Source organism: Dactylosporangium sp. NPDC051087, assembly GCF_055586325.1.
In genome coordinates this window covers 1-12,308 of record NZ_JBVJIJ010000019.1, presented here as the reverse complement: position 1 = coordinate 12,308, position 12,308 = coordinate 1, and the positions used below count along the sequence as shown (strand labels likewise).

At 69.9% G+C, this 12,308-nt stretch carries 13 protein-coding genes; 2 read left to right on the top strand and 11 right to left on the bottom strand.

The annotated features are described in order from the left end of the window. Positions 1-39 precede the first annotated feature (39 nt). The 11 genes from ACZ6TV_RS32460 to ACZ6TV_RS32410 all read right to left on the bottom strand — a co-directional run bounded on the left by ACZ6TV_RS32460 (position 40) and on the right by ACZ6TV_RS32410 (position 9,033). Complete coding sequence (locus tag ACZ6TV_RS32460; RefSeq protein WP_465301122.1) at positions 40-1,224, bottom strand: site-specific integrase; 1,185 nt, start codon at positions 1,222-1,224, stop codon at positions 40-42. Further along, positions 1,224-1,370: a helix-turn-helix domain-containing protein gene (locus tag ACZ6TV_RS32455; protein ID WP_363418037.1), complete on the bottom strand. Its 147-nt coding sequence runs from the start codon at positions 1,368-1,370 to the stop codon at positions 1,224-1,226. Before ACZ6TV_RS32455 ends, ACZ6TV_RS32460 begins: the two co-directional genes overlap by 1 nt. 44 nt (positions 1,371-1,414) lie before the next feature. Then, the gene (locus tag ACZ6TV_RS32450; RefSeq protein ID WP_465301120.1) at positions 1,415-2,668 is read right to left on the bottom strand and encodes a DUF3631 domain-containing protein; all 1,254 of its coding nucleotides are present in this window, start codon (positions 2,666-2,668) and stop codon (positions 1,415-1,417) included. Continuing rightward, a complete protein-coding gene (locus ACZ6TV_RS32445) occupies positions 2,665-3,531 on the bottom strand; it encodes a bifunctional DNA primase/polymerase (protein WP_465301118.1) in 867 nt (288 codons plus the stop codon). Before ACZ6TV_RS32445 ends, ACZ6TV_RS32450 begins: the two co-directional genes overlap by 4 nt. Continuing rightward, complete coding sequence (locus ACZ6TV_RS32440; RefSeq protein WP_465301116.1) at positions 3,524-3,853, bottom strand: hypothetical protein; 330 nt, start codon at positions 3,851-3,853, stop codon at positions 3,524-3,526. Before ACZ6TV_RS32440 ends, ACZ6TV_RS32445 begins: the two co-directional genes overlap by 8 nt. Then, positions 3,850-4,143: a hypothetical protein gene (locus ACZ6TV_RS32435; RefSeq protein WP_465301114.1), complete on the bottom strand. Its 294-nt coding sequence runs from the start codon at positions 4,141-4,143 to the stop codon at positions 3,850-3,852. Before ACZ6TV_RS32435 ends, ACZ6TV_RS32440 begins: the two co-directional genes overlap by 4 nt. 137 nt (positions 4,144-4,280) lie before the next feature. Then, positions 4,281-6,443: a cell division protein FtsK gene (locus tag ACZ6TV_RS32430; RefSeq protein ID WP_465301112.1), complete on the bottom strand. Its 2,163-nt coding sequence runs from the start codon at positions 6,441-6,443 to the stop codon at positions 4,281-4,283. Positions 6,444-6,546: 103 nt separating this feature from the next. Beyond that, the gene (locus ACZ6TV_RS32425) at positions 6,547-6,972 is read right to left on the bottom strand and encodes a DUF3307 domain-containing protein (protein ID WP_465301551.1); all 426 of its coding nucleotides are present in this window, start codon (positions 6,970-6,972) and stop codon (positions 6,547-6,549) included. An 86-nt stretch (positions 6,973-7,058) separates the two neighbouring features. Further along, positions 7,059-7,877 carry an ABC transporter permease gene (locus ACZ6TV_RS32420; protein ID WP_465301110.1) on the bottom strand — a complete coding sequence of 273 codons (819 nt, stop codon included), beginning with the start codon at positions 7,875-7,877 and terminating at the stop codon, positions 7,059-7,061. Between the two features lie 14 nt (positions 7,878-7,891). Then, positions 7,892-8,602 (bottom strand): DUF4097 family beta strand repeat-containing protein, encoded by a 711-nt coding sequence (locus ACZ6TV_RS32415; RefSeq protein WP_465301109.1) that lies wholly within the window; start codon positions 8,600-8,602, stop codon positions 7,892-7,894. Beyond that, the gene (locus ACZ6TV_RS32410) at positions 8,599-9,033 is read right to left on the bottom strand and encodes a hypothetical protein (RefSeq protein ID WP_465301108.1); all 435 of its coding nucleotides are present in this window, start codon (positions 9,031-9,033) and stop codon (positions 8,599-8,601) included. Before ACZ6TV_RS32410 ends, ACZ6TV_RS32415 begins: the two co-directional genes overlap by 4 nt. A 240-nt stretch (positions 9,034-9,273) precedes the next feature. On the opposite strand from ACZ6TV_RS32410, the gene ACZ6TV_RS32405 reads away from it, so the two are divergent. Next, entirely contained in the window at positions 9,274-10,665 is a 1,392-nt protein-coding gene (locus ACZ6TV_RS32405; protein ID WP_465301107.1) for a hypothetical protein, read from the top strand. Continuing rightward, entirely contained in the window at positions 10,665-11,189 is a 525-nt protein-coding gene (locus tag ACZ6TV_RS32400; protein ID WP_465301106.1) for an NUDIX hydrolase, read from the top strand. The genes ACZ6TV_RS32405 and ACZ6TV_RS32400 overlap by 1 nt, the downstream gene beginning before the upstream one ends. The last annotated feature ends 1,119 nt before the right edge of the window (positions 11,190-12,308 follow it).

Sequence of the window (12,308 nt, the reverse complement as noted above, 5' to 3'; positions counted from 1 at the left end):
AAACGGCCTCTTTCCTACCCCGCATGACTAACTGCGTGACTATCCCTCCGGCTTGTCCTCCTTCGGGGACATCTCGTCAGCGAAGATCTGGTCCATTGCGACCGCCCCGCCGAGCAGTACCGGGCGCAGCTGGTGGCGGTAGACCTTCTCCGTGACGGTCGTGCCGGCGTGACCGACCAGGTCGGCGATCTCTTCGAGGCTCATGCCGCTTTCGGACAGCAGCGACACGAAGCTGTGGCGGAGCTCGCGCGGCGTCCACTCCTTCGGGTTCAGCCCGGCGAGCTTGAGCACCCGGCGGAACGCCCGCCGGACGTTGGCCGCGTCAAGCGCCGTGCCGACCTGACTGGTGAAGACCAGGCCGGTCTCCTGCCAGTCGTTGCCGGCCTTCTCTCGCGCGCTGTCCTGGACGGCCTTGTGGCTGGTCAGAGCCCGGACGCACAGCGCGGGGAGCGCAAGCGTCCGGCGGGATTTCCTGGTCTTCGTGTCTCCGCCTTCCCGGACGGACCGCCACACCTGGATGGACGGTGGCACGATCGGCTCGACGTCGAGCTTGCCGACCAGGTCGACGCGTTCCCACGTGAGCGCGCGCAGCTCCTCCGTGCGGGCGCCGGTCAGCAGCGACAGGACGACGTACGCGTGCAGGAACGTCGCCTCTGCTGCCTTCAGGACCGCCTTGGCCTGGTCTCGGGTCAGTGACTTCGACGGGCGCCCTTCCTGCCCCGTGGGCAGGCTGCACAGCGCCACTACGTTGCGCTTCACCTTGTCGCGCGCCATGGCCCGATTGATCGACCGGTTGAGGCACGAATACACCTCGCCGAGCGTGCGCGTGCTGAGCGTCTTGGCCTTCGTGGCGAGCCACTTGTCAACGTCCGTCGCGCTGAGGTCCCGCAGCTTCCGGGCGCCGAGCGCGGGAATGACGTGGACCTTGCACAGGGTCGTGTTCTTCGAAATGGTGCGCGGCGACCGTCCATTCAGCCCGTAGGCCAGCCAGTCCTTCACCGCGTCGGCAACGTTCACGTTCTGCGGCGCGATCGCAAGACCGTCCTCGTGGTCGCGCAACACCTCCTTGAGCTTCGCGCGCGCTTCCGTCTTGGTCTTTCCGCTCCCCCGGCGCACGATGCGCTTTCCTGTCGGCGTGTAGCCGACGGTGACCTCGGCGATGAAGCGTTGCCGCTTCTCGTCCCAGAACAGGCCGCCCTCGCCCCGCCCACGTCGTGCGGTCATCAGGCTGCCTCCCGTTCGAGCAGCGCGACGTACTCGCCGATGGCGCTGTCGGGCACGAGCCGGGCGCGGCCCTGCTTCACGGTGCGGAGGCGGCCGGCGCGGATCTGTTCGTAGATGACGGTCCGGCTGATACTGAGCTGTTCCATCGCCTCGGGGATCTTCCAGAGTGCTTTGCGGGTGGCGAGGGTGGTCACGCGACACCTCCGATGCGGCGGATGGCGGGGGTACCCGTCCCATCCGTCCCAGGCTCGTTTTCGCTGCTCACGGCCGGTACGGATGGTTTGGCCGGTACGGCTTGACCCGTACCGGGGTCTGCATCCGTACCGTCGCTGACCTGCGAAGACGACTCTGGTACGGGTGGGACGGTTCGGTCTGGGCAGTAGCGCTTCCACGCGTCCGTGAACGCCTCGCGGTGGTAACCCTTGGCCTGCCCGACGGGGAACCGGATGGTGGCCGAGCTGATGCCGAACTCTCGCAGCAGGTCGCCGAGGCGCTTGCCGGTCATCCCGGCCGGTCCGAACCCCTGCCAGGGGCCTTCCGGGTCGTCGTTGAGCGCGGCGAGCAGCTCGGCCGTGGTCGCGGCGCCCGGGTCGCCGAGCGTCGTGAACGCGGTCCGGATGTCGGCGAGCAGTCGCACGCGGGTCGAGACGTGGCCGGTGTCTTCCGCCTCGGCGGTGAGGACGGTCGCGGCGGCCCGGCCGCGCGCGGGCCAGCTGCCGTCTGCGAGGTCGGCAACGGCGATCAGCGGTTCCCACGTGTCGGCGGCGCGGTCTTCGAGCGGCATGTCGGGCTCTGCGCCTTCGAGGGTGTCGAGATGCCCCCGGAGCCACTGGAACAGCTCGACGGCCACCTTGCGCAGCACCGGCCCGTCGCGGCGGTGGCGGTACGGCGCCACGGATTCGCCCGCCATCCGCCGGCGCATCCGCACGACCACGGCGCGGTCTTCGATGGTGTCGGGCATCGCGCCGATCCCGGCGAGCGCGGCCATGGCGAACGTGGGGATCTTCTCCAGCCGGTGCGCGTTGCTGTCCCAGCGGATCGCGGGCCGGTTGCGCTGGTGTCCGGCGTTGAGCAGCCCCCGGAGATCCTCGTTCGCCTCGGCGTTCTTGCCGCCGAAGATGGTGTCGGCCTCGTCCACCAGGAGCGTGGGCGGCTCGTCGGTACCGATGGCGCGGTAGACGGCGGCCGGTGAGGCGTTGACTGTGATGAGCGGGTTGCAGCTGGTGCCCTCCACGACGTCGAGGAGCCGCGACTTGCCGCAGCGCTTCTCCGGTGCGCGGATCACGAGCCGGGGCGCGTGCGCCCATGCCGGCATGGCGTGCGTCGCGGCGATCCACAGCACGACGGCGTCGACCGCCTCGGGCGAGGGAAGCACGACGTAGCGGGTGATGGCGGCGTGGAGGCGGTCGAGGATCGCCGCGCCGTCAACGGGTTCGGTGGTCACGCTGCCACTCCTTCGTCTCGGAAGCCGCCGGCGATGGCGGCGCGGGTCTCGCGGTCGGTCTGTCCGGCGCTGATTCCGGCGTCGTACAAGGCGTTCAGCGCGTCGCGGGTGCTGATGGCGTTGGCCGCGACCATCCGAGCGACGCCCCGGGCGGAGCCGTAGAGCGTGGCGCGGCGGCGGCCCTTCGGCGCGCGGCGGATGGTGTCGAGCAGGGAGCGCAGCAGCGCGTCGGGTGATGAGATGCCCCCGGCCGGCGTCGAGCTCGTCGCCCTGGTCGTGCTCGCCGACGCCTCGACGGCCGACGCCGGTCGGCAGGCCGTGACGAGGGCCGGGGGCATCTCAACCACCGGCCGGTCGCCGACCCAGCGGTACGGACGGCCGGTGCGCGGGTGGATCGACGGCGGCGCCACGACGTACCCGCCGTCGCCCCGTACGTCGATTCCCTCGCCGAGGCGTCCCTGACTGTTCAGGACGGCCGTTCCCGGGTGGCGGTAGTACAGGTGCCACCCGCCGCTTCCCGTGACCACACAGGCCGTTTCGGGCATGAGCGCCGCGTCGAGGGCGCCGCCGTGGCCCGGGTCGATGTCGACCACGACCAGACCGGCGACCGCGCCGGTGCGGACCGCGAGCAGCCCGTCGGGCTGCGCGGCGAACATCGCGGTGACGCGCTGCGGGTCGAGCGTCGCGGCGTACAGGCCGTGGCAGAACATGCAGGGGCAGGCGTCGCGGTCGTGCTTCGGCCCGGCGGTCCGGCAGCCGTCGCAGTTGGCGAGTGGGCGCTTGCTGCGGCCGAGCAGGAAGACCGGCCAGCCGCGCCCGATGTAGTCGATCGCGTTGCGCAGCAACGCTTGTGAGTCAGCCATTGCGGATGCCTCTCTTGGGTCGTGTGCTGGCGCGGGTCGCCCGCTCCAGCACGCGCGTGAGGTCGGTGGTCAGGAGGAGCAGCTGCTGCCGCGCGTACGGCTCAGCGGCGGCGAGCGCGACCGTGAGGGTCACCTCCGCGTGCTCCCGGCCGTCGGCGGCGCGGACGCGGGTGAGCAGCGCCCGACCGAGGCCGGGAACGCTGACCACGAGGGGGTCGGCGCGGTGCTCGCCGAGGTTGCAGCGGTGGCCACCGGCGCACCAGTCGGTGTGCCGCAGCGCGCCGACTCCTGCGGCGCGGCCGAGCCGCGCGAGGCGGGTCATCGCTTGCCGCCGGTGCGGTTGTGGTCGTTGGCGCGGACGGTGCGGAGGTAGTTGATGGCGCGGCGGCCGGGGCGGAGCTGGCGGCCGGTGCCGTCGCAGCGACGGCAGATGCCGAAGGCGCGACCGCCGAACAGGGCGCGGCGCTTGCCGGTGCCCTTGCAGCGGCGGCAGGCCACGAACGGCCAGAGCCAGCACGCCAGGACGTAACCGAACGTGACGACGATGAGAACGAGAAACAGCAGCGCTGCGGCGGCCGGTTGGCCGGTAGCGGTAGCGGCGAGCGCGGACATGCGAGAGCCTCCACGGGCTGTTTTGGGCGCGAAAGGGCTGCTGGCGCTACCCGCTACCTCGGTGGGTAGCGGCTGGCCAGTGTGGTAGCGGGGTGGGTAGCGGCGGCGCTACCGGGTAGCGGCGCCGCCGCTACCGGTCAGGCGCTCTTGCGACGCTGGATCGCGGTGTCCACATCGGACACGCGGGCGCCCTTGAGCACCTCGCCGCGCACCTTGACGTTCACGCTCGGTACACGATCACGCAGTTGCGCGGAGATCGCGTCGGCGGTGATGTCGGAGTAGTGCTCCGGCAGCGCGTCGGCCAGCCGGGCGGCGATGGTCGCCCAGTGCAGGCCGTTCTCCCCTGCCAGGAACACCGACCGGACGTCGGCGAGGGTGTCTCGCATGTCCCGCGTCGTGTGCTCGCCGATTGCGGCGCCGGACAGCGTGCCGACCGCTTCGCGGTGCTTGCGCGCGGCGGTGAGGATCTTCTCCGCGTCGGTGTGGTCGGCGAGGTACGTCCGCACGGTCGGCGTGTCGTCGCTGGCGCCGTACATGTAGCCGACGCCTCGGTACTGCGGCCCGTTGGGCAGCGCGGACGCGTCGTAGCCCTCGCTGTACGCCTCACCGCCCAGGACCGCCTCGGACACGACGCGGTTGCCGCACTTGAGCGCGAACCGCACCGCGTGGTTGTCGCGGTACCGGTTGAACAGCCGGCCGACGTCACCGGCGCCGACGCCGGAGGGCTTCTGGCTGCTGGACAGCAGGATCACGCCCGCCGACGGACCGACGGCCATGATGTACGACAGCAGGGCGGCGATCTCCTTGTTCTGCTCCTGGCTGTCCAGCTCGTAGTACGCCTGGAACTCCTCCATCACGAGCATCCACACCCGCAGCTGCGGGTACTTCCGCGACAGCTCCCGGGTGATCTTCCCCTCGGGGCACTCGGCCGTGGACAGGGAGGAGAGGAAGTCGTTGACCTCCTGGATGTGAGCCTTGACCTCGCGGAGCACCTCCAGGAGGTGCTCGACCGGGTCGTTGTCGCGGCTGTTCGGGACGGTGCCGAACACCATGCGGTGCGCCACGAGGCGGAACTTGTCCCAGTCCGGCGACATCTTGCCGTCGACCACGATGAGCCGCACGTACGGGTCCAGCGCCGCGAACAGCGCCAGGAGGCGGGTGGCGAACGTCTTACCCTTGCGGGGCTGCGCGCCGACCATCACCGACACCCACATGAGCAGCAGCCCGACCTTCCGGCCGCGCTCATCGAGGCCGAACGGCGCCTCGGTCCAGATGTCGCGGACCTTGCCGTCCAGTAGCGGCGTACGCCCGGCCGGGATGGCGAGGGGGTCACGGTCGGCGACGAACAGCACATGCCGCCGGTGGCTGGACGGGTCGCGGGTGAGGAACACCTGGTTGACGGACACGTCGAGGCCGGAGGCGATGGCGCCCTTGGCGTTGAGGACGTGCTCCCACGTCTTGCCGTACGGCAGGTCGATGACCACCTGCGACCCAGTGCCGGTCGTGTCGCGGGACATCGTGGAACCGAAGGTGACCTGCTGGTTGGGCTTGTCCGGGTGGCCGAGCCCGGCGGCGTAGTAGGCGCGCAGGACGATGTCGGGGTTGACCCGCCGGTATCGTCCGGCGACCACGGCGGGGCGGAGGATCGGCTTGTCCTGCGGGCGGCCGATCCGGGCCAGCCCGCAGACCAGCCCGGCGGCGGCGAGGCCGGTTACCCACCACGGGGCCATGGCGTACGCGATCGGGCCGCCGATGGCGAGCGCGGCGGTCTCGGCGGCCAGGACGATGCCGCGCCATGCGCGAGTGGCCTTGACCTCGCGGTGCAGCTTGTACCAGGTCGCCGGGTCGTTGGCGTCGGCGGCGGCCTGCCGGAGTCCGTACTGCTCCGACAGCCACCACCACCGCAACTGGCGGCCGACCAGCTTGAACACACCGACGGTGGCCCAGAACCCCGCCTGCGCCGCGTACCAGGGCGCCCGGACGGCGTGGTAGCCCGCGCGGTGCAACGCGTCCTCGGCGATGTCGCGGACGGTGGCCTTGAAGTTCTGCCAGCCCAGCAACCGGGTTGGGATGATCGGGCGGCGACCCTTGCGGTCGGCCGGCGGCGCGTCGACCAGCACCCCACCGCGCTGCGGCTCGTCGTCCAGAGCGACGTCGAAGTGGCTGTCGGCTCCGGTGCCGTCGCGGCGGGCGCGGGCGGCGCCGAGGTCGACCACGTCGGCGACGTCGGCAACCTCGGACTCGTACTTGGACCAGTCGAACCCGTTCGGGTGCTCGCGGTCCGGGTCGTTGCTCGTCATGCTGGAGATCTCCTGACCTCTGATGGAGGGACGGGGACCGGTGCGCGGCCGAGGGTTCCTAGGCCACGGAGGCCGCGCGCCTGGCGGAGCTGGTGGTGGTGCGTCAGGCGCTGATGAGCAGCGCGGCGATGAACAGCCAGCCGACGTGCCAGGACTGGTCGAGGGCGTACAGCCCGCCACCACGCTCCATCCACACCGGGGACTTCTTGAGCGCGTCGGCCATGCGGCGCAGCGGCGCCCGCCGGTCGGCGATGTGGTGCGTGACCGCCGAGACGGTGAGCCCGGCGGCGGTCCAGCCGATGTGGAGCTCGGCGCCGGTGACCGCGAGCACCGCGACCAGGGCGACGACGGCGGTCAGCGTGTACGTGGCCACGTGGCCGGCGCAGGCGAGATGCCCCCGCCACCCGGCGTCGGCCTTGTGGTCGGCCTGGTGCTGCGTCTGCACCCAGTGGTCGGCGACCTGGTGCGCGGCGTACAGGGCAGCGAAGACAGCGGCGAGGGTGCCGGCGTCGGTGGGGGTTGCCATGATGGGGGTCTCCTGACTCCTGATGGAGGGATGGGGACCGGTGCGCGGCCGAGGGTTCCTAGGCCACGGAGGCCGCGCACCGGGCGGAGCTAGTCGCGGTTGGCGTGGATCAGGTGCGCGAGGGCGGCGCCCATGCCGAGGACGGCGACGGGCAGGCAGGCAACGGCGGTGGTGATCCACCACGGCGCGGCGGTGACTCCGGCGGCGCTGAGCAGGTGGTACGCGACCTGTCCGGCGCACCCGAACGCCAGGGAGCCGATCGCGGACCAGCGGGCGAACCGGCGCACGGCCGGGCCGTAGGCGTCGGACAGCCAGACCGCGAGGGCGTACGCGGCGTAGGCCTCGACGCCGATCGGGAGGGTGATCGCGGTGTTGATGCTGAACCCGTCGGCGATGCCCGGGAGCGGGTGGATGACGCCGAACCCGGTCAGTTCGCCGAGGCCGACCCACCCGGACCAGATCGCGACGAACGCGGGCAGGGCGAGCACCCAGACGGGCCAGGAGCGCGGCTTGCGCCGGGCGGGTGCCTCGGCGGTCGGCGCGGCCGGGACGGTGTGCAGCGCGGGCGGCGGGTTGATGTTGGTGTCCGGGTGTCCGTCACCCGTGGCCAGCGGCGCCGCCTCGATCACCTCGGCGACCGGCGACGCGGCGGGCTCGGGGGCATCGGTGTCCGGCTCCAGGTCCGGCACGATGTGCAGCGCGCGGGCCGGGGGCATCTCATCGGCCTCGGCACGCTCGGCCGTGAGCGCTTCGCGGATGGCGTTGGCCTTCGGGGCGCCGATGCGGAACTCCTTCATCAGCGCGTTGCGGGAGGGGACGTCGCCGGTCTGGTCGGCGAGGGTGCGGGCCTGCGGCATGAGCGCCTCGATCGGCGGCGGGTAGGCGCTGGGGGCGGTCGCGGTGGTCATCGGTGGGGCTCCTTTCAGGATGTGGTGACGCGGCCGGAGACGGTGTGCGCGCTGAGCTTGATCGGGCCGGTCACCCGGATGGAGCCGGAGACGGACTCGGCGCGCAGGTGGCACCGGTCGGTCGCGGTGGCGGTGATGGCGCCGGAGGTGGTCTTGGCGTAGCCGTCGCCGATGAGGTGGTCGATGGTGATGGCGCCGGAGACGGTGGACAGGTCCGGCGAGGCGACGGAGTCGAGGTGGACCGAGCCGGACACGCTCTCGGTGACCGCGCGGAGCAAGCCGCCTGAAGCATCCACGGACGCGCTGATGGTCTCGGTGATCAGCGAGCTACCCAGCGGCAGCCGTACCGCGATGTCGACAGCCGGGCTGACACCGTTGGTCGTCATGCCGCCGATGACCGCGCCGCCGGCGCCGGTCACGATGCTGCCGTAGACGACGCCGACGACCACGCCGACGTTGTGTCCGACCACCTGCGTGACGCCGTCGAAGTGCTGCCGGACCGTGGTCGGTTCCAGGTTCGGCACCCGAACGATCAGGTGGTCGTCGTACTCCTCGATCTCGGTCTGCTCGATCGCGTTGGTGGCGGTGGCGTTGCCGTTGTGGCAGGTCAGGAACACTTCGGCGTAGTTGCGGTCCTCCACGATCACGCGGATGCTGCCGACGTTCACGCGGATGTCGAGCGTCACCGGGCCGCGTTCGCGGGCGCTGTAGGTCTTCGTGGTCATGCCGCCACCTCGTTGCGCGTCTCGCGGACGATCCGGACCACCGCGCCGTACGACAGGTGCAGGCGGAGGGCGATGCGGGAGAGGCTCACCGAGCGGCTCCGCAGGCGGTTGACCGCGACGACCGCCTCGGCCGGCGTCAGCGTCACCCGCTGGCCGCTGCACGCGAGGTCGACGGCGATCTCGTCGATGTAGTCCGGGTCGGTCTCCAGCTCGCGGGGCAGGTCGCACTCGACCGCGAACCGCTCGTCGTCGCGGATCGCCAGCTCCCAGCAGGCGCCGCACGCCACGCCCCGCGTGAACGGCGTCCGGTGCGCGTCGCAGTGCCGCGCGGCGACGTCGGCCAGGACGTGCCCGGGGCCGAAGAACGCCGCGAGGCCGGTCAGCGTGGGCATCGGCAGGACGTCGGCGCCCCGCTCCGTCTGTGTGATCACTCCAGAACCTCCAGATCGTGCCGGCGTCTGCCGGTCGAGTCGAATACAGCACCAGTGCTGTATTCGTGATTGCGACCGTACAGCGCCAGTGCTGTATTCGCAACCGCGTGGCGTGCCATTGAGCTGGGACTTGATCGATTGGCGCCCGGTCGATCAGCGCCTGCCACAAGAGAACCGCAGCGGCGACCTGGTCGACAGGGTGTGAGCCGCGCGCGACGTGGCACTCGTCTCACACCCTGTGTGAATCGATCGACGGGGTTCCCTGAGCGTCACGAATTCCCTACGCTCCGGAGCATGGCCGAAGCGAATCTCCTGCTCGCAGCGCTCATCGAGCGCGCCGGCCTCTCGAACGCGGGTCTCGCGCGCCGCGTCAACCTGCTCGGCGCCGCCCATGCGCTCCGGTACGACCACGCGTCCGTCGCCCGCTGGATCCGCGACGGCGGCGTGCCGCGCGACCCAGGTCCCGAGCTGATCTGCCGCGTCATCGGTCAAGCACTGAACGCGCCCGTCACGCTGGCCGACATCGGCATGGAGCGCCGGAAGTCCGCACCTGTTGGGATGCCCCTCGCGCAGGCGGTCGAGCGCGCGTCGGCGCTCTGGCGCGGCGACCAGCGGGACAAGGCCGGCGGCCCGCCGGCCACCGGCACGGATGCGATCGCGCCGGTCTGGGAGTGGGAGAACCCGCCGGACGATCTGGACGTCTCGCGCGACGGTCACGCCCAGGTCGGCGCCGCCGACGTGCAGCGCCTGCGCCAGCTGCGCGCCCGCTATCAGGAGATGTACCGGCGGGTCGGCGGCGTGCCGGTCCGGCCGCGCCTCGTGGCGGCCCTCAACGAGCACGCGGCACCGTTGCTGCGCAACGCCTACGACAACCGCACCGGCCGCGAGCTGCTCCGCGCGGCTGGCGGACTGGCGGCGCTTGCCGGCGTGTGCGCGTACGACGCCGACCAGCAGGGCCTTGCCCAGAAGTACCTCTTCGGCGCCCTCCGCATGGCGAAAGCCAGTGGTGACAAGGCATTCGGCGCCTACGTCGTAGCGCTGATGAGCACGCACGCGCTGCACAACAACCAACCGCGGCTCGTCGTGCAGTACGCCGAGTCGGCGTTGCGCGCGGCGCGGGGGCATCTCAGCCACGCCCTGGCGGCCGATCTGCACTCCCTGGCGGGTAAGGCGTACGCGCGGATGGGGCAGGGCGCCGACTGCCAGCGGCACATGGCCGAGTCGGAGTGGACAGCGGGCCGCATCAAGCCGACCGACGAACCCGCCGAAGCGTCCTACGTACAGCCGGGCCTCATCGAGACGCAGGTGGCCGAGGCGCTACGGCGCCTGGGTGACCTCAGCGCCGCACAGACGTACGCCGAGGAGTCTGTCCGGACAGCCGGCGGAACGCACCTACGCGGCCGCGTCCACCGCTTCGCCGGCCTCGCGCTGATCGTCGCTCAGCGCGGCGACGTCGACCAGGCCGTGGCGGTCGGCGGGCAGATGCTCGACTACGCAGAGGGCATGGAGTCCGGCCGCATCCGTGACCGCGTCGCGCAGGTGACAACCGTCCTCAGGCCACACGCTAGGGTGCCAACGGTGGCGGAGTTTCTCGACCGGGCCGACACCGACGCCCAGCTGAGGGGGTTCTAATGCGCTGGCAGGTCAACTCCGAACGCACGCTCTACCAAGACCAGTGGGTCCACGTGCTGGCCGCCGACGTCGAGCTACCCGACGGCAGGCACCTCGACCATCGACTTATCCGCAGCGCCCCCGGCGCCGGCGCCGTCGTCGTCGTCGACGGCAAGGTGCTCCTGTTGTGGCGCCACCGGTTCATCACCGACACCTGGACCTACGAGATCCCAGTCGGCGCCATCGGCAACGACGAACCAGCCGTCGCAGCCGCACGCGAGGTCGAGGAAGAAACCGGCTGGAGACCCGGACCGCTGCGCCCGCTCATCTACACGCAGCCCACACCCGGGCTGATGAACTCCGAACACCACATCTTCCGCGCCGACTCGGCCAAGTACATCGGCCCGCCAGTTGACGGATTCGAGTCCGAGCGCGTGGAATGGGTATCGCTGGACGACCTCCGACGCTTGATCGACAAGCGAGACATCGTCACCGGGACAACGTTAGTTGCACTGCTCTACGTGCTGGTCAACGCTGGCGAGTAGCTCTATGCCGTCGGACGGCGGGGCCTAGCTTCCGCCCACGCGCGTACGGACTGAGGCCGCCAGACGGGCGACCGCCCGAACTTCCGCTCAGGCTGAGGTGCCTGCTGCCGCGCGACGTATGCGGCCCACGTGCTGCGCGTGACTCCTAGGAAGCGGGCACAATCGTCAGCTGTCCACCAATCCGTGGGCAGTTCGCTCGCGTCACCATCTACCGTCATCGGACCTAACCGTACTGCAACAGCCAGGCCAAGCAAACCCGCCTGCTGCATAGCCTCAACACCTCCGTCATCAACTCAAGCTGGCGGCTTGAAACTAACCAGGTTTCCACAACGGCACGAAAGCCGATCGTCGTACCGAAGGAGTGTCGTGCGACATAGTGGGCACCAACCTAGCTCCCAAAGAATCAAAACCGAATTGGCGAATTCTACCGCTTCACTCAAAGCCAGATTTTGAGCGAACTCATTGTAATGCGCTCCAACTAGATTTCGCAGAATTGAATAGCTTTGAACGCGGGTTACCGCAGGCCCTATCCCGTACTTGGTCAGCACTTTTTGCACTCCGGGAAACGTATCACCCAGAGTGTATTTATCGTCTGGCCTACGCGTCACCGAGGTTCCAAGCGACTTGCTCAGCCAATCGGACAGTGTTTCTAGTAGTAGTCCAGCTTGCCCGGCGATAAGGGATGGCGATGTCGATCCCAACACAGTCCGCAGATCAACGCTCGCGTCAGCGCCCGCCTGAATCAGAACCGGGCCAGTTTCGTAGCTCCATCTTGCGATATCTCGGAGGACAATGCCGTGCCCACGTTGGGTACACAGGGCTCTAAATTGATCACGCCAAAGTCGGTCGTGGAAGGTAACGATTAGCTGCCAGTCGCGGAATCGATCCAAGATGTATTCTGCAACTGCGATCCGGACGACGGCATCTACGCTTTGCAGCACATCATCTAGAACTAAGACCTTTGGTTGACCATGAGCTGCGGCTTCCTGCAAGAGAGAAAGATAGACAAGCAGTGCTAGCAGGTCTAGTACGACAGCCCAGGTTCGTTATGTAGATGCTGGTTGATGGATGGTGTGGCCGCGGCGGCGGTAGTGGCTGGTGCGGGCGCGGGCTTGGTGT